This is a genomic window from Pseudomonas sp. TSO6 (assembly GCF_056098905.1).
The window spans coordinates 211,964-226,990 of the sequence record NZ_JBLZWV010000037.1 but is presented as its reverse complement, the minus strand read 5'-3'; the positions used below and the strand labels follow the sequence as shown (position 1 = coordinate 226,990).

Below are 15,027 nucleotides of genomic sequence, written 5' to 3'. Positions count from 1 at the left end.
AATATCAGCGAGCGCCACCGGCGTGAATCCACACAGCATATGCCGACTTCAATGCTTGTGGGAGGTGAGGCAGGCCCCGCTTCATCGCTGTCCGCCCTTGAGGGGTGGGTACCCACTCCGTCAACCAGGCGACCAGCAGTAACCGGGTAACGGGGCAGGGCGCCACCTGGCGTTCGAGCTCATCGGCGATATCGCCGAGCCATTCGAGCTCTGCGTCCAGTTGCATGATCGGATCAGTCATGAAAGTCGCTCCCTGGATTCAAGCGGTACCTGACAACAACAGAGTGTTGTTCTGATAGTAAGGTTCAGTGGCCCCGTAGTTATCGACTAGCGCTGGAATAGAACCGCCTTGGGATAGCGCTCCGACTGAACCTGCATCGTGACAGCCGGGTCGCATGTTTACATTCACAGCAAAAGGAAGTTGGCGATGAAAGCGATGACTCGACTGTTCACTGGCTTGGCATTGGTAGGTGCCATGGGGGCTTCTTGCGCGTGGGCTGATACGCCCGGTGCTGACTGGAAGGTCAGCAAGGATCAGGCTGAAGCCACATTGAAAGGCGCCGGCTACACGCAAATTACCAAGATCGAAGCCGACGACGGCCACTGGGAAGGTGAGGGCATGAAGGCTGACGGCAAGCAGTACGAATTCCAGGTTGATCCGCACGACGGCAAGATCATCAAGGATGAACTGGATAACTGATCGCCTGGTGATCAAGGGTTGCCCGCGCTCGCCTAGCCAGATCGCTGATCCGGCTAGGCGTGTTGGATTCAAGCGGCGGGCCGCTCGCTCTTGAGCACTTTTTTATGGGTCTCCATGGCGCGCCCCAGCGCCTCTAATTGATCTTTACCGAGCAGCTTCTTCGCGGTGGGGAAGAGCTCGCCTTCCTCTTCCTCGATGTGATGCTCAAGCAGCTCTTTCATCACCTTCACTCGACCTGCGAATTCGAGCGTGCCGGTCTGCGTGTGAAGCAGGTCGGGGAGTACCAGTGAGTCAACTGTCCGGTGTTCTTCCTTGGCCTCGTAATACATCTTGGCCTCCTCTTTACCACCGGCTTGCTTGATCGCTGGATAGAGAATGTCCTCTTCCAACGCGGTGTGGACTTGCAGTTCCCGCTCAATGCGGTGCAGCAAGTCAGCACGTTTTTTTACAGCACGTTCAGTGGTCGATGAGAGTTCTTCCAGCAGTTTCTTGACCACTTTATGATCTTGAATCAGCAGATCGATGGCATTCATGGAGGTACCTCGTCACGGGCGGATAAATACTGGCTTCCCAGGAGTTGAGTGGCCGACAACGGCAGGGTTCAACGATGATGATGATTGGCGTAGGGCCGATCTGTTTTGAGGCCAGCCACAGCTGGCCTCGGTAATGTCATCAGAGGATGGGCTTCCCCCCGGTTACTCCGTACCGTGAGCCCGAGATGTAACTCGCTTCATCAGAGCCCAACAAGACGTAGATCGGGGCTACTTCCACCGGTTGCCCAGGCCGCCCCATCGGGTAGCTCGAACCGAAGTTTCTGACGGCTTCATCGGGCATGGTGGCAGGAATCAGCGGCGTCCAGATCGGGCCGGGTGCTACGCTGTTGACCCGAATGCCTTTCTTGCCCAGCAGTTGGGCAAGGCCTGCGGTGAAATTGGCAATGGCCCCTTTGGTGGCGGCATACGCCAGCAGGCTGGGTGACGGGTCGTCAGAGTTGACCGAGCTGGTGTTGATGATCGAACCGCCTTTTGGCATCGAGGGCAACGCGCGCTGGCAGATGCGGAAAATGGCGGTGATGTTGGTATCGAAGGTCTTCACCCATTCATCATCGTCAATCTCGTCCAAGCCCTCATGAGCCATCTGGAACGCGGCGTTGTTGACCAGAATATCGATACGACCAAACTGCGCCACGGTCTTGTCGACGATGTCGTAGCAGTGCTGTTTCTGCGCAAGGTCGCCTGGCAGCAGCAGGCATTGGCGGCCAGCGGCTTCGACCCAGCGCGCCGTCTCCTGCGCATCTTCGTGCTCATTCAGATAGGCAATGGCAACGTCAGCCCCTTCGCGAGCGTAGGCAATCGCTACTGCACGCCCAATGCCGCTGTCGGCGCCGGTGATCAAGGCGATTTTGCCTTCCAGGCGGTTGTGGCCGGTGTAGGTTTGCTCACCACAATCCGGATACGGTTCCATTTTGCGTTGTGAGCCCGGCACGCTTTGCGGTTGGGACGGGAATGGAGGGGTAGGGTAGTCGCTCATGGTATCTGCTCCTGCAGTTGGGAACGGTCATTACCGTTCGAAGCGTGCGCGAAGCGAGTGTTGAGGTGGATCTTCGGTCTGCGCGACGAGCGGTTGGCAAGCGCATTCCCAGTGAATTTTCGGTCAGCAGAGTGCTCTATCCCTGACGGGTCTTGCGCTGTAATGGGCGAGGCATACGATATCCAGGAGTATCCAGGTGCCTCGAATCATCACGCCCACCACGCCGGAACACGAAATCGACCAAAGGAATGCGAAGCTGTTCGGTACGCCGAAAGAGCGGCTGGATTTCTATCGGCGCGAAATCCAGTATGAAACCACCATTCTGGCCAACCGCACTGACGCTTATCTCGCTGCCCAGTCGTTCCTGGTGATCGCGTTCGTATCGTCGATGAGCAACCTGAACCAGAGCTGGGGCGAGATGTTCACCTTGATGGTGCCGGCTTTTCTCGCACTGCTTGGCGTGCTCAGTACGTTGAATGCCTGGCCAGGCATCCGTGCGGCTTTCCGGATTATCGAGCACTGGCAGATGAAACAGAGCCACTTGCTGCGCAGCGAGCCGATGATGGGCCTGGCCTATGACGAGTCGCCGTTGTTCTGCGAGGCAGAAACCTCTCAGGCGGGGCACCGCAAATCACTGCTGTTTTCACTGCGCACGCCCTGGATCTTCCTGTGCTTCTGGGTCTTGCTGGGCAGCTATTCGGTTTATATCCAGCTGGCATGACCAGCGCCTTCTGGTCGGGGTCAAATGCGACCAGGGGGCGCTGGAAAAAAGCACACTTAGCCTGCCAGTGCCTTGATCAATTGCTCATTGAAGGCGGGGATATCATCTGGCTGGCGGCTGGAGATCAGGTTGCCGTCCACCACCACCGGTTCATCTACCCACGTGCCTCCCGCGTTGCGGATGTCGTCCTGCAATGTCTTGTAGCTGGTCATGCGCTTGCCTTTGGCCAAGCCACTGGACACCAGCAACCAGGCACCATGGCAGATGACGGCCAGCGGCTTGCCAGCCGCGTCATGGCTTTTTACCAGGTTCTGCGCGGCAGAAATGATGCGGATGGTGTCGGAGTTCTGCACGCCGCCAGGCAGCACCAAGGCGTCGTAGAGGTCGAGGTCGGCGCCCTCGAACGTCGCATCCACGGGGAATGGGTCGGCGGGCTTGTCATGATTCCAGCCCCTGACCGTACCTTCTTTTTCGCCCAGAATATCGACCACCGCACCGTTGTTTTCCAGTGCCTCGCGCGGGCCGGTCAGTTCCACCTGCTCGAAGCCATCAGTGACCAGAAACGCCACGCGTTTGCCGTTCAGTTGTGCACTCATCGTTTAGCTCCTTTTACCTATAGACCTCAGATAGGGGCCGGCACGGCGAGGTAAAGTTCCAGCGCGGTGCTCAGCGGCTCACATCAGCGGTGCATGCGTTGCGAGCGGGTGATGAAAAAACTTCGAGGCCATGTCCCCTTCATATGTGGTCAGGGCCCAGGGTGCCCGCCGCAGCGCCTGGTACGAGGATGACCTTGCGGCAGTCGTCCTGCTTCTGATCGAACATCTTGTAGCCCATGGCCGCTTCTTCGAGTGCCAGGCGGTGGGTGACGATCAGTTCCGGTTGCAGGCGTCCTGCCTGGATGTGCTCCAGCAGCTCCGGTAGGTATTTCTGGACATGGGTCTGGCCCATCTTGAAAGTCAGACCTTTGTCGAAGGCGTCGCCAAACATGAAGGCATGGATGAAGCCGGCGTAAACACCTGGGACGCTGACAACGCCGCCGCGACGCACAGCAGCAATGCTCTGGCGCAGCGCCTTGCCGCTGCTGCCTTCGAGCTTCAGTGCCGTCATTACTGTTTCGGCAGTGCTGCCTTTGGCCTCAAAGCCAACCGCATCAATTACCGCATCAACGCCACGCATGCCTGACGTGTGACGGATGATGCTGTCAGCGGGATCGTCGTCCTGCTCAAAGTTGATGGGGACAACACCGTAGGCTTTCTGGGCATACGCCAGGCGGTAATCGTTGTCATCGACCATGAAGATGGTCTGGGCACCGAGCATTCGTGCACAGGCGGCACTCAGCAACCCCACTGGCCCGGCGCCGTAGATGGCAACCGATGAACCCTGGCCAATCTCGGCATTGATGACCGCCTGCCACGCGGTCGGCAGAATATCGGACAGGAAAAGGACCTTGTCATCGGCCAGGTCGGTGGGGACCTTGAACGGGCCGACGTTACCTTTGGGTACCCGGACGTAGTCAGCTTGACCGCCAGGGATGCCGCCATATAGATGACTGTATCCAAACAGTGCCGCGCCCGGAGGAATGGCCTTCTTGTTGATCATTGAGCCGCGCCCGGTGTTGGTGGTTTCGCAGGCGGCAAACAGATCGCGCTGACAGAAGAAGCAACTGCCGCAGGCGATGACAAAGGGAATTACTACCCGGTCGCCAATCTGCAGATTAGTGACTGCACTTCCGGTGTCCTCGACGATTCCCATGAACTCATGGCCGAAGATGTCCCCGGCTTCGGTCTCCGGAATCTTTCCTCGATACAGATGTAGGTCAGAACCACAGATCGCTGTGGCGGTGACCCTGAGGATGATGTCGTCTGCTTCCTTGATAATGGGATCAGGGACGTTGTCGACCCTGACGTCGTTTGCTCCGTGGTAGGTCAGCGCTCTCATAGACGTCAGCTCCTGCAGCCTAAGGTTTGTGGGCGGGTATGCAAGGGAAGCCATGTGGTGCAGCAAAGTTCACACCAACAAGTCCGACGGTATCAAAGCTGAGGGGGTTGAGTTTGATACTGGCCGCCAGGACGCCTGGCTGCGAGCCCCCGCCGGATCACAGCACTTTATCGAGCGTGATCGGTAACGCCCTTACACGCTTGCCCGTAGCATGGTAGACAGCGTTGGCCACCGCCGCAGCCACCCCGACAACGCCGATTTCACCCACGCCCTTAGAGCCTAGTTCATTGACGATGTCATCGTTCTCCTCAACGAAGATCACCTCGATATCCCCAATGTCTGCGTTGACCGGGATATGGTATTGCGCCAGGTCGTGGTTGACGATGCGGCCCAGTCGATGGTCGGTCAACGCCTCTTCGTGAAGGGCCATGCCCACACCCCACACCACGCCTCCCAGGATCTGGCTGGTTGCAGTCTTTGGGTTGACCACCCGTCCTGCCGCCACTGCGCTGACCACCCGGGTCACCGTGATGGTGCCAAGGTCCTCGTCAACGTGGACTTCCACGAACACCGCCGAATGAGTGGCGGTGGAGAACAGTTGGCGCCTGGCGCCTGGCTCGGCATCGATCTGCACTTCAAAACCAGCACCCGCGGCGCTGGCGACGATGTCCCCCATGGCCAGGCGAAGGCTGCCGGCGTACAGGTAGCCATCAGCAAAGACGATCTGCTCCGTGGGGGTATTGGCGAGCTCTGGGTATGTGTTGCGCGCGTGTTCCAGCACTTTGCTGCGTAGCACAAGGCAGGCTTGACGCACGGCCGAACCCACTGACGATACGGTGAAAGATCCGCCCTGAAGTGGCGCAGTGGGCAGCGAGGAGTCGCCCAGCACGAAGGTGATATCCTGCACCCTGACCCCGGCAGCGTCTGCGGCGATCTGAGTCATGACGGTGTAGGTGCCGGTGCCAATGTCGGTGGTGGCGCTGCTGACAGTGAGCTGGCCCTGTGCATCGATGCGGGCCTTGGCGCTGGCTTTCATCTGCATCGCTTCCCAGACGCCGCCAGCCATGCCCCAACCCACCAACTGATGGCCATTGCGCATGCTGCGAGGCTGCGGGTTGCGGTTTACCCAGCCGAAACGGTCGGCGCCTTGCTGGTAACACGCCAGCAACTCCTTGCTGGAATAGGGCTTGCCCTCGTTGGCATTGTTGGCGGCGAAGTTGCGCCGGCGCAATTCGAGCGGGTCGATCTGCGCTGCGCAGGCGAGCTCATCCATGGCGCATTCCAGCGCTATCATCCCGGAGGCAGCGCCGGGTGCGCGCATGTCCAGCGGGGTATACACATCCAGTGGGGCCAAGCGATAGCTGAGCGCAACGTTGTCACACTGGTAGAGCATGCCGCTCCATTCCACCAGATGCTCGGTGAAGTCCTCGAAGCGGGATGTCTGGCCAAGTGCATCGTGGGCAATCGCCAGCAGCCGGCCGTGCGGGTCTGCGCCCAGGCGCAGCCGCTGTTCGGTGCGGGGCCGGTAGCCGAAGGTGAACATCTGCTGGCGCGTCAGCGTGACGCGCACCGAGCGTTGCAGGTGCAATGCCGCCATCACTGCCAAGGGCAGCTGGTACTGCGGGCGCAAGCCCGAGCCGAAGGCGCCACCGACAAATGCCGCACGCACCCTGATGTCGGTCTTTGGCAGGCCGAACACCTTGTGCAGATAGTCCTGGCAGTTTTGCGTACCCTGGGTCTTGTCGTGGATGTCCAGGGTGCCGTCCATTTTGTAGAGCACGGTCGACGCATGTGGCTCCATCGGGTTGTGATGCTCATTAGCGGTCAGGTAAGTGGCATCTACCTGCAGCGGTGCACCGGCGAATTGCGCGACAAAGTCGCCACGCGGTGCCGGTGTCTCGGCTGGTGCTTCATGCGATTGCGGGCTGGCACCCAGGTCTGTCTGGTGGGCCTCTTCTTCATACTCGATATTGATCAGCGACCCTGCATACTGCGCCAGTTGCAAGGTGTCAGCCACCACCAGGGCCAACGGTTGCCCGCTGTAAAGCACGCGGTCGTTGAACAGCGGCCGAAACGGCGACCCCTCGGCCGAGTCGGCGTCACTGTAGTCGTCGTCGTAACCGGAAATGTGCGGCCGGTGGCGATGGTCGAGCACGGCGATCACCCCGGGCACGCGGCTTGCCAGGGCACTGTCGATCTTGACGACCCGGCCCCGGGCGATGGTACTGGACACGACACTGCCATGAAGCAGCCCGGCCTCGGGGTACTCAGCCGCATAGCGTGCCTGCCCGGTGACCTTGGCCACGCCGTCCACGCGGTCCAGGGGCGTGCCGACCAACGGTGTGGTTCTGTTCATGGTCGTGCCCCCCTGCCTGCAGCGCCCAGCGCCGCCTCGCTCAATGCCCGCACGCTTGCCCGCTGCGCGAGCGTGACCTTGAAACCGTTGTGGCTCAGGGGCTGTGCACCTTGCAGCAGCATTTGCGCGGCTTGGGTGAAAAGCGCTTCGCAAGGCACCTGGCCGATCAGCATGCGTTCCACATCCGGGACTCGCCAGGGCTTGTGGGCAACACCGCCCAGGGCCAGACGAGCCTGCTGTATCACCTCGCCATCGAAGCGCAGGGCAGCGGCAACCGATACCAGCGCGAACGCATAGGATGCCCGGTCCCGAATTTTCAGGTATCGGTAGTGGTGCTCAAATAGCGGGAGCGGCAGCTCGATACCTGTCACCAGTTCATCGACTGCCAGTTGATTGTCGCGCTCGGGGGTGTCCTCGGGCAGGCGATGGAAATCTGCGAAGGGTATCTGGCGTTCACCGGACGGCCCTTGTACATGCACCACGGCTTCGAGCGCTGCCAGTGCCACGCACATGTCCGAGGGGTGGGTCGCGACGCAGGCAGCGCTGGCGCCAAGGATGGCATGGATACGGTTCAGGCCATCACGCGCGGGGCATCCGCTGCCGGGTTCACGTTTGTTGCAGGGGGTACCGGTGTCATAGAAGTAGTAGCACCGGGTACGTTGCAGCAGGTTGCCACCGGTACTGGCCATGTTTCTCAACTGCGGGGATGCCCCTGCCAGGATGGCTTCTGACAGCAGTGGATAGAGCTGCTGGATCATCGGATGCCAGGCCAGGTCGGCGTTGCTGACCAATGCGCCGATCAGCACGCCAGCGTTGGCGGTGGCGTGGATACCGTTCAGCCCAAGGCCTGAGATGTCGATCAGCCGTTCCGGCCGAACCACGTTTTCCTTCATCAGGTCGACGAGGTTGGTACCACCGGCAATGAAGCGCGAGCCGGGGTCTGCCAGGCTGATTGCCTCGCTGACCGATGCAGGCTTGTGGTAGCTGAAGGGCGTCATGGGTTCGTCCCTCCCTGCGTGGCCTGGGGCCGGTCGTTCATTGACGGCAGGGCTTCCTCCACTGCGGCGACGATGTTGCTGTAGGCACCGCAGCGGCACAGGTTGCCGCTCATCTGTTCACGAATGGCCTGTGGGGTGTCGGCATGGCCTTCATTCGCCAGCCCCACTGCGGAGCAGATCTGGCCGGGGGTGCAGTAGCCGCACTGGAATGCATCATGGCGGATGAAGGCGCGTTGCAGGGGGTGCAGTTCGCCGCCGCTGGCCAGCCCTTCGATAGTCACCAGGTGGGCGCCTTCGCACATGACGGCGAGGGTGAGGCATGCATTGATGCGCTTGCCATCACGCAATACCGTGCAAGCCCCACACTGGCCGTGGTCGCAGCCTTTCTTGGTGCCGATCAGGTCCAACTGCTCACGCAGCAGGTCGAGCAATGTCGTCCAGGGAAGGACCAGCAGTGATCGGGGCTGACCATTGATGGTCAGGCCAATGCGGTGTTCTTCGGCACCCACGGGGGCGGTGGCGCTCATGGAAGGTCCTCACGGTCAGGGTTCGCACAGTTGGCTGTGTCTCTGTCGTGCGACCGGCCGGGCCGGAAAAACGTTCCGCCGACTTGCCAGGCTGCAGGACAGCGCCACCCCTGGCGCTGATTACCATTGCGGTCCAAGCCTCGGCCCCGGGTTCAGTGCCTGGGGTTTATCGTGCCGTTTCATTTTGACCGCCGGGTAAGCGTCATAGATCACGCGCGCTGAACTACCGCGGTCCCGCCTGCGTCCTCCGAATGAATGCCCAGTAATGACGGCATTCGCTCATTACTCAGTTACGAGGGCGTAACGATGGACAAGACCGATCAAGGCTCGACGTCTTCACCCGGCAGCACTCAGGATCACGCGCAGGCCATCACCGATGAGGCCGGTGCGCTGCTAGGTGAAGCCAGGCAGAAAGGCAGCGAGCAATTCGAGCACTACCGCGATACCGCAGCCGATCAGCTTGATTCGCTGGAGCAGGGCGCACGCTCAGCCGCGCAAGCACTGCAAGAGAACGACACACTCGGGTTATCGCAGTACCTGAGCCAGGCAGCAGGGTGCGTGGGCGACTTGGCCGCGCAACTGCGCCATGAAAACGCCGAGAGCCTGCTGCAACGCGGTGCCCAGCTGGCACGGAGCAACCCGGCGCTGTTTTTGGCCGGTAGCGTCGCACTTGGCTTTGCCGTGTCGCGATTCATGCGGGCCAGCGCCACTCATGGTCAGGTTACCGCTGCGTCATCGGACGATTGGCGCCGCCCCCGGCCTGCGCAGCCTGTGACGCCCGATCGCGGTAGCGACGTATCCACCCGTAAACCTTACACCCCCATCGACCCGATCGGGCCAGGCGCCGGTACGCCGGTCAGTGGTAGCCCGTTCGAGCGTGATCCACTCAAAGGAGGTGAATGATGAACAAGGACCCCTTGCAAACCACCCCGGGATTACGCTCGGCGGACGAAGATGCGGTCGGTGTCGGTGGCCTGCTGCGTCAGCTGATGCGGGAAGTACCGGAGCTGTTCACCAAGGAACTGGCGTTGGCAAAAGCCGAGCTACAGCACAACCTGGCTACCCTGAAAGCCGGGACGGCGGCCGTTGCAGCGGGTGCTGTGGTGATTCTGGCGGGTTTCATCATCCTCTTGCTGGCGGCAGTCTATGCCCTGGCAATGGTGGTCGAGCCCTGGTTGGCCGCGTTGATCGTCGGCGCAATTACCGTGGTGATCGGTTTCATCATGCTGCAGTCGGGCAAGAAGCAGTTCGAGCCCGCGCATCTGGCACCTGATCGCACCTTGCATGCCATGCAACAGGACAAGGACACGTTGAAGAGGAAACTGCCATGACCACTTCTTTCGAACATGACGCGCACAAAGACCCGGATCTGCTCGAGCAGGAAATCAACGCCAGGCGCGAGCACATCAGCGATCTGGTGGATGCCCTCGAACAGCGCCTGAGCCCTGGCCAGATGGTCGATCGGCTATTGGCCTATGCAAAGGGCAATGGCGGTGAATTCTTCCAGAACCTTGGCACCACCCTCAAGAACAACCCCGTACCCGCTACCCTCACGGTACTGGGCCTGGCCTGGCTGGGCTTGAACCAGAACCGCCCCTTCAACCCCGGGCCCGCGCATCAGGGGCCTGGGTTGGGTGAGAAGATCGCAGACGCAGTGGACACGGTGAAGGATGCCTTTGCCCATGCAGGGGAGGCGGTGCACGATGCCAGCCAGGCGGTGCGCATGAAAGCCCATGACGTGCGTGACCGGGCAGGTGAACTTGGCAGCAGTGCGCGGGACTCGATGGGTGCTTCTGCAGATAACCTGCGTCACTCGGCGCACAAGGTCGCAGACCAGACCACGGCGCTGAAAGGGCAGTTCGATCAGATGCTCCACGAGCAACCGCTGGTATTGGCCGCCTTGGGGATAGCGCTGGGCGCGGCATTGGGGGCCGCGTTGCCCAGTACCCGCAAGGAAGATGAGCTGATGGGCGCCAGTAGTGACCGGTTGACCGATGCGCTCAAGACCAAGGGTAGCGAGTTGAAGACGTCGGTCGAGGAATCGATGGATCAGGCGGGTGGCAGCGCATCGGCGCGGTCAGGAAGCAAACCGGAAGGCACCGACCTTTCCGACGGGCTTGGCTTCGCGCCTTGAGCCTGATGGGTGTTCACAGGCAGCTCCATGGGTGGGGCCGTCCCTCACGAGGATGGCCCTCACCGCCAAGCAGGGGCAGGACCGGGTTGCCGCTGGGCGCAATTGAGCTCGAGCGCCGCCAGCGCTGTCACCTCGCGGTACCGGTACGGGTGAAACTCACACAGAATGATGTACCTGTTTCATTCGTGGAACTCACTGCCACATCGCCGCCATGGGCCCGGGCTATTTCACGAACGATGAAAAGGCCAAGACCTACGCTTCTCAGGTCAGTGTCCAGCTCGCTCACTCTGGTCATTGGCTCAAAGAGGTTACCTAACGAAGATTCGGGTATGGCTGTACCCTCGTTATGCACCGAGAGCATGGCCCGCTCACCGTGCAGGGTAGAAGTGACCGTTATGGGTTGGCCCGGATCCCCGTAAGCCACGCTGTTGGCCACCAGGTTCCCGATGATCTGATGCATCCTGTCAGCGTCGACCTCTGCCATACCTGCGCCTTCCTGCTTGTGGATCACTTTTGCCTGCGGGAAGGCAACGCGTAGCTCCTTCACGCTTCGCTCAATGACCAGGTGCAGATCCACCTGCCTTCGCGTGATGCCGATTCCACGGCCTACCCTGGCCAATGCAAAATCCAGAAGATCCGCGATCATGCGTTGAGCGCGCTCGGAGGATTGACTGATGTGGCCCAGTAATTCTGTATCTCTGGGTGTACGTTCGCGTCGGGCCAGCAAATCTGCCGCCATCTTGATGGCGGTGAGGGGGTTCTTGAGGTCATGGCTTGCGATAGCGACCATTTGCTCCGCAAAAAAAGCCCGCTGCAGGGATTTTTCGTAGGCCAGATCAAGCTCCACTTTTGCCTGCTGCAAAGCGGCCTCTGTGGTTGTTTTTTCCCATAACAGCTGTTCGGCACGCCGGCGCGCTTCCAGAATCTCGCGCTCATACTTGTCCCGATCAGTTGTCCCGAATAGCGCCAGTTCGTAATAAACGCCATTGACATGCTCGCGCCTCACGCCATTGAGCAGCGTGGTGACGGTGTGCCCACTGGCGTTTTTAAGCTCAAGTTTCACCTCCGCGACCGAACCCTGCATGCGCATCAGGGGAGCCCAGTGGGTCTGATGAAAGATCCTTCCACCCATAGTCAGCAGATCCTGAAACCGACGCTGGGCAAGCTCCTCCTGGCTGATGCCGATCCAGATGCTGAAAATCCGGTTGCTGCGCAGGATGGTGCCGTCTTCGTCGGTGACAACCAAGCCACAGGGGGCACTGTCGAAAAGATCTTCGAATTCGGGCAATAGAGGCTGATCAGTCGACATTTTCGCCTACCCAGGGCTTGAGGAAATCGTCCATTGCTTCGGCACACGCCGCTGGAGCACTCATGTGCGGGCAATGGCCCACGTTGTCTACGAGATGGAAAACACTGTTGGGCAAGGTCGCATGCATGTACCGGCCCACTTCCAGAGGAGCGATCAGGTCATCGGAAGATTGCAGAATGAGCGTTGGAGTATCCAGGCCGGCGATGTCCTCGCGGTTATCGGATAAAAAGGTCACGCGTGCAAATTGCTTGGCGATCTCCGGTTCTGTGCGGCAGAAGCTGTTGGTAAGTTCATCGCCTAGTGCTGGCTGCCCTGGTGAACACATGATGGCAGGTGCCATTGCACTGGACCATCCCAGGTAGTTGCTGTCCAGGGTGTGGAGCAGCGAGTGGATGTCGTCGAGCGTGAAACCTCCCACGTAACCCTCGCAATCGATATAGCAAGGAGAGGGCCCAACCATGACGTGCGCGGCGATGCGGTCCGGATAAAGACGGTCGGCCAGTGCGCCGATCATTGCACTCACCGAGTGGCCGACAACAATCACCGGGCCGCGCCCAAAGTGATCTATGACATCGTTCAGGTCTCGTGCGTACCCAGCCAGCGAACCGTATTTTGCGCTCTCATATGCATCCAGATCCGATCTGCCTGCGCCGACCAGGTCATATAGCACTACGCGGAAACGGCTGGTGAAGTGCTGGAACAGATAGTGCCACATGGTCTGATCGCAGCCGAAGCCATGAGAGAACACCAGTGTCGAAGTGCCTTCGCCATGGACTTGAACGTTGTTCCGGCGCTGAATGTCCATGTATCACTTCTCCGATCAGCCAAGACGTTTTGGCGCAGGGGAGAATAGTGCCGCTCGGACTATCGAAAGGGCAAGATGTCGAGTGCCTCTGCCGGCACGCCTGGCAGGGCAGGAGCCCGTTGCAGGCGAACAGCAGAGGTGGCTGTCACTTCTTGCCAGGCAGCACCGAGCTGAGCACCTGCTTGGCTGTCTGCACGATGATGCCCGCCTGGTCGGGGTCGCCCTTGAGCAAGGTAGTGGCAAACTTCTTCGCCTGCTCCAGCTTGATGTGGGGTGGCAGGGGCGGCACGTTCGGGTCGGTCTTGAACTCGATGAGGACTGGCCGATCAGCAGCCAGCGCGCGCTCCCACGCAGCGGCAACGTCCTCTTCGCGATCTACGTAGATACCTTGCAGGCCAATGGAAATGGCGAACAAATGGTAGGGCACGTCAGGGATCGACTGCGAAGCTTCGAACTTGGGGTCGCCCTCCATCACCCGTTGCTCCCAGGTGACCTGGTTGAGGTCCTCGTTGTTGAACACGGCACAGATCCATTGTGGGTTGTCCCACTGCTGCCAGTACTTGGCCACGGTGATCAGTTCGGCGAGGTTGTTCATCTGCATCGCCCCATCGCCCACCAAAGCAACCACAGCCCGTTGCGGGTGGGCGAATTTGGCTGCGATGGCATAGGGCACGGCTGCGCCCATGCAAGCCAGGCCGCCGGATAGCGAACACTGCATACCCTGGCGAATCTGCAGGTCGCGGGCAAACCAGTTGGCACAGGAGCCGGAATCGCTGGTGATGATGGCGTGGTCGGGCAGGCGAGGGGACAGCTCATGGACCACGCGTTGCGGGTTGATCGGGTCAGCCTTGACCAGCGCGCGCTTGGCCACGGTCTTGTCCCACTGCGCACGCCAGGTCTCCACCTTGTCGCGCCAGCGCCGGTTGGTCTTGTGCTCGAGCAACGGCAACAGTGCGCGCAGTGTTTCGCTGGCGTCGCCTACCAGGTTGACCTCCATCGGGTAGCGCAGGCTGAGCATGTCGGGTTGCAGGTCTATCTGCACGCCGCGCGCCTGGCCCTCCTTGGGCAGAAACTCGGAATAGGGAAAGCCGGAGCCAATCATCAGCAAGGTGTCGCACTCGGTCATCAGCTGATAACTGGGTTCGGTGCCAAGCAGGCCGATCGACCCGGTGACCCACGGGAGGTCATCCGGCAACACAGCCTTGCCCAGCAGCGCTTTGGCCACCCCGGCGCCGAGTTTTTCGGCAATTGCAATCACCTGCTCTGTTGCCTGCAGTGCGCCGGCACCTACCAGTATCGCCACCTTGTGCCCGGCGTTGAGTACATCGGCGGCGCGCTGCAGGTCTTGGTCGAACGGCAACACCCTGGGCTTGCTGTAGCCGATGCCGGAATGCACCGTACCGTGAGCCCTCGGCGGTTCGTTGTAGGGCAGGTCCTGCAGATCATTGGGCAGGATGATGGCGGTAACGCGGCGCTCGCCGACGGCCGTGCGCACCGCACGGTCGAGCAGGTGGCGCACCTGCTCCGGTGTCGATGCCTGCTGGACGAACGCGCCGGCCACGTCCTTGAACATCGACAGCAGGTCCAGCTCCTGCTGGTAGTGCCCGCCCAGTGCCGCACGGGCCTGTTGACCGACGATGGCCAGCACCGGCTGGTGGTCCATGCGTGCGTCGTACAGGCCGGTGAGCAGGTGCGAGGCGCCTGGGCCGGAGGTGGCCATGCAAACACCGAGTTCGCCGGTGAACTTGGCATGTGCGCTGGCCATGAAGGCGGCCATTTCCTCATGGCGGGCCTGGATGAATTCAATCTTGCCCTTGGCCCGGCTCAGCGCGCCGAACACCCCATTGATGCCGTCGCCGGGGTAACCGAAGATGCGCCGTACTCCCCATTGATACAAACGTTCCACCAGAAAGTCGCCTACCGTGCCGGTCATTGCCTGCTCCCGTTCTGTTATCGATAGGTGTCTGGACTTGGCACGGGTCGGTAAAGTTTCAACGGTATGCGCACCC

The 15,027-nt window shown here is 60.6% G+C and carries 16 protein-coding genes; 5 read left to right on the top strand and 11 right to left on the bottom strand.

The features are described 5' to 3' along the window. Nucleotides 1–4: 4 nt before the first annotated feature. Nucleotides 5–241, bottom strand: coding sequence for a hypothetical protein (locus tag ACN6NG_RS17195; RefSeq protein ID WP_353456371.1), 237 nt, complete (start codon nt 239–241; stop codon nt 5–7). Between the two features lie 186 nt (nt 242–427). On the opposite strand from ACN6NG_RS17195, the gene ACN6NG_RS17190 reads away from it, so the two are divergent. Continuing rightward, entirely contained in the window at nt 428–700 is a 273-nt protein-coding gene (locus ACN6NG_RS17190; RefSeq protein ID WP_016500096.1) for a PepSY domain-containing protein, read from the top strand. A gap of 68 nt (nt 701–768) precedes the next feature. On the opposite strand, the gene ACN6NG_RS17185 is transcribed toward ACN6NG_RS17190, so the two are convergent. Together ACN6NG_RS17185 and ACN6NG_RS17180 are read right to left on the bottom strand one after the other, a co-directional pair. Then, a complete protein-coding gene (locus tag ACN6NG_RS17185) occupies nt 769–1,233 on the bottom strand; it encodes a hemerythrin domain-containing protein (protein WP_353456372.1) in 465 nt (154 codons plus the stop codon). Nucleotides 1,234–1,372: 139 nt separating this feature from the next. Continuing rightward, nucleotides 1,373–2,230, bottom strand: a complete 858-nt coding sequence (locus ACN6NG_RS17180) for a glucose 1-dehydrogenase (RefSeq protein WP_063425961.1) — start codon at nt 2,228–2,230, stop codon at nt 1,373–1,375. A gap of 196 nt (nt 2,231–2,426) precedes the next feature. Here ACN6NG_RS17180 and ACN6NG_RS17175 point away from each other — a divergent pair, with 196 nt between their 5' ends. Continuing rightward, nucleotides 2,427–2,951, top strand: a complete 525-nt coding sequence (locus tag ACN6NG_RS17175; protein WP_474315100.1) for a hypothetical protein — start codon at nt 2,427–2,429, stop codon at nt 2,949–2,951. A 56-nt stretch (nt 2,952–3,007) separates the two neighbouring features. Here the strand turns inward: ACN6NG_RS17175 and ACN6NG_RS17170 are convergent, their stop codons facing one another. From ACN6NG_RS17170 to ACN6NG_RS17150, 5 genes are all read right to left on the bottom strand, one after another. Then, nucleotides 3,008–3,547: a type 1 glutamine amidotransferase domain-containing protein gene (locus ACN6NG_RS17170; protein WP_063425965.1), complete on the bottom strand. Its 540-nt coding sequence runs from the start codon at nt 3,545–3,547 to the stop codon at nt 3,008–3,010. Between the two features lie 139 nt (nt 3,548–3,686). Further along, the gene (locus ACN6NG_RS17165) at nt 3,687–4,889 is read right to left on the bottom strand and encodes a zinc-dependent alcohol dehydrogenase (protein WP_474315097.1); all 1,203 of its coding nucleotides are present in this window, start codon (nt 4,887–4,889) and stop codon (nt 3,687–3,689) included. 157 nt (nt 4,890–5,046) lie between these two features. Next, a complete protein-coding gene (locus ACN6NG_RS17160; protein WP_474315094.1) occupies nt 5,047–7,245 on the bottom strand; it encodes a xanthine dehydrogenase family protein molybdopterin-binding subunit in 2,199 nt (732 codons plus the stop codon). Further along, a complete protein-coding gene (locus tag ACN6NG_RS17155) occupies nt 7,242–8,243 on the bottom strand; it encodes an FAD binding domain-containing protein (RefSeq protein WP_474315091.1) in 1,002 nt (333 codons plus the stop codon). Before ACN6NG_RS17155 ends, ACN6NG_RS17160 begins: the two co-directional genes overlap by 4 nt. Next, nucleotides 8,240–8,770 carry a (2Fe-2S)-binding protein gene (locus tag ACN6NG_RS17150; protein ID WP_063425971.1) on the bottom strand — a complete coding sequence of 177 codons (531 nt, stop codon included), beginning with the start codon at nt 8,768–8,770 and terminating at the stop codon, nt 8,240–8,242. The genes ACN6NG_RS17155 and ACN6NG_RS17150 overlap by 4 nt, the downstream gene beginning before the upstream one ends. 306 nt (nt 8,771–9,076) lie before the next feature. Between ACN6NG_RS17150 and ACN6NG_RS17145 the strand changes: the two genes are divergently transcribed. Genes ACN6NG_RS17145 through ACN6NG_RS17135 form a run of 3 tightly spaced genes read left to right on the top strand, consistent with a single transcriptional unit; the run spans nt 9,077 to nt 10,904 of the window. Beyond that, entirely contained in the window at nt 9,077–9,673 is a 597-nt protein-coding gene (locus ACN6NG_RS17145) for a hypothetical protein (protein WP_353456375.1), read from the top strand. Beyond that, entirely contained in the window at nt 9,673–10,101 is a 429-nt protein-coding gene (locus ACN6NG_RS17140) for a phage holin family protein (protein ID WP_197897593.1), read from the top strand. The genes ACN6NG_RS17145 and ACN6NG_RS17140 overlap by 1 nt, the downstream gene beginning before the upstream one ends. Further along, complete coding sequence (locus tag ACN6NG_RS17135; protein ID WP_353456376.1) at nt 10,098–10,904, top strand: DUF3618 domain-containing protein; 807 nt, start codon at nt 10,098–10,100, stop codon at nt 10,902–10,904. Before ACN6NG_RS17140 ends, ACN6NG_RS17135 begins: the two co-directional genes overlap by 4 nt. 127 nt (nt 10,905–11,031) lie before the next feature. Here the strand turns inward: ACN6NG_RS17135 and ACN6NG_RS17130 are convergent, their stop codons facing one another. The 3 genes from ACN6NG_RS17130 to ACN6NG_RS17120 all read right to left on the bottom strand — a co-directional run bounded on the left by ACN6NG_RS17130 (nt 11,032) and on the right by ACN6NG_RS17120 (nt 14,951). Beyond that, a complete protein-coding gene (locus tag ACN6NG_RS17130) occupies nt 11,032–12,213 on the bottom strand; it encodes a PAS domain-containing sensor histidine kinase (RefSeq protein ID WP_353456377.1) in 1,182 nt (393 codons plus the stop codon). Then, nucleotides 12,203–13,018 carry an alpha/beta fold hydrolase gene (locus tag ACN6NG_RS17125; RefSeq protein ID WP_474315086.1) on the bottom strand — a complete coding sequence of 272 codons (816 nt, stop codon included), beginning with the start codon at nt 13,016–13,018 and terminating at the stop codon, nt 12,203–12,205. The genes ACN6NG_RS17130 and ACN6NG_RS17125 overlap by 11 nt, the downstream gene beginning before the upstream one ends. Nucleotides 13,019–13,163: 145 nt before the next feature. Beyond that, nucleotides 13,164–14,951, bottom strand: a complete 1,788-nt coding sequence (locus ACN6NG_RS17120; RefSeq protein WP_474315083.1) for a thiamine pyrophosphate-requiring protein — start codon at nt 14,949–14,951, stop codon at nt 13,164–13,166. Nucleotides 14,952–15,027 lie beyond the last annotated feature (76 nt).

What these genes read in the sequence shown, in the direction of transcription:
- ACN6NG_RS17195 (WP_353456371.1), bottom strand. Translation starts at nt 241, where the DNA reads ATGACTGATCCGATCATGCAACTGGACGCAGAGCTCGAATGGCTCGGC.
- ACN6NG_RS17190 (WP_016500096.1), top strand. Translation starts at nt 428, where the DNA reads ATGAAAGCGATGACTCGACTGTTCACTGGCTTGGCATTGGTAGGTGCC.
- ACN6NG_RS17185 (WP_353456372.1), bottom strand. Translation starts at nt 1,233, where the DNA reads ATGAATGCCATCGATCTGCTGATTCAAGATCATAAAGTGGTCAAGAAA.
- ACN6NG_RS17180 (WP_063425961.1), bottom strand. Translation starts at nt 2,230, where the DNA reads ATGAGCGACTACCCTACCCCTCCATTCCCGTCCCAACCGCAAAGCGTG.
- ACN6NG_RS17170 (WP_063425965.1), bottom strand. Translation starts at nt 3,547, where the DNA reads ATGAGTGCACAACTGAACGGCAAACGCGTGGCGTTTCTGGTCACTGAT.
- ACN6NG_RS17165 (WP_474315097.1), bottom strand. Translation starts at nt 4,889, where the DNA reads ATGAGAGCGCTGACCTACCACGGAGCAAACGACGTCAGGGTCGACAAC.
- ACN6NG_RS17160 (WP_474315094.1), bottom strand. Translation starts at nt 7,245, where the DNA reads ATGAACAGAACCACACCGTTGGTCGGCACGCCCCTGGACCGCGTGGAC.
- ACN6NG_RS17155 (WP_474315091.1), bottom strand. Translation starts at nt 8,243, where the DNA reads ATGACGCCCTTCAGCTACCACAAGCCTGCATCGGTCAGCGAGGCAATC.
- ACN6NG_RS17150 (WP_063425971.1), bottom strand. Translation starts at nt 8,770, where the DNA reads ATGAGCGCCACCGCCCCCGTGGGTGCCGAAGAACACCGCATTGGCCTG.
- ACN6NG_RS17145 (WP_353456375.1), top strand. Translation starts at nt 9,077, where the DNA reads ATGGACAAGACCGATCAAGGCTCGACGTCTTCACCCGGCAGCACTCAG.
- ACN6NG_RS17140 (WP_197897593.1), top strand. Translation starts at nt 9,673, where the DNA reads ATGAACAAGGACCCCTTGCAAACCACCCCGGGATTACGCTCGGCGGAC.
- ACN6NG_RS17135 (WP_353456376.1), top strand. Translation starts at nt 10,098, where the DNA reads ATGACCACTTCTTTCGAACATGACGCGCACAAAGACCCGGATCTGCTC.
- ACN6NG_RS17130 (WP_353456377.1), bottom strand. Translation starts at nt 12,213, where the DNA reads ATGTCGACTGATCAGCCTCTATTGCCCGAATTCGAAGATCTTTTCGAC.
- ACN6NG_RS17125 (WP_474315086.1), bottom strand. Translation starts at nt 13,018, where the DNA reads ATGGACATTCAGCGCCGGAACAACGTTCAAGTCCATGGCGAAGGCACT.
- ACN6NG_RS17120 (WP_474315083.1), bottom strand. Translation starts at nt 14,951, where the DNA reads ATGACCGGCACGGTAGGCGACTTTCTGGTGGAACGTTTGTATCAATGG.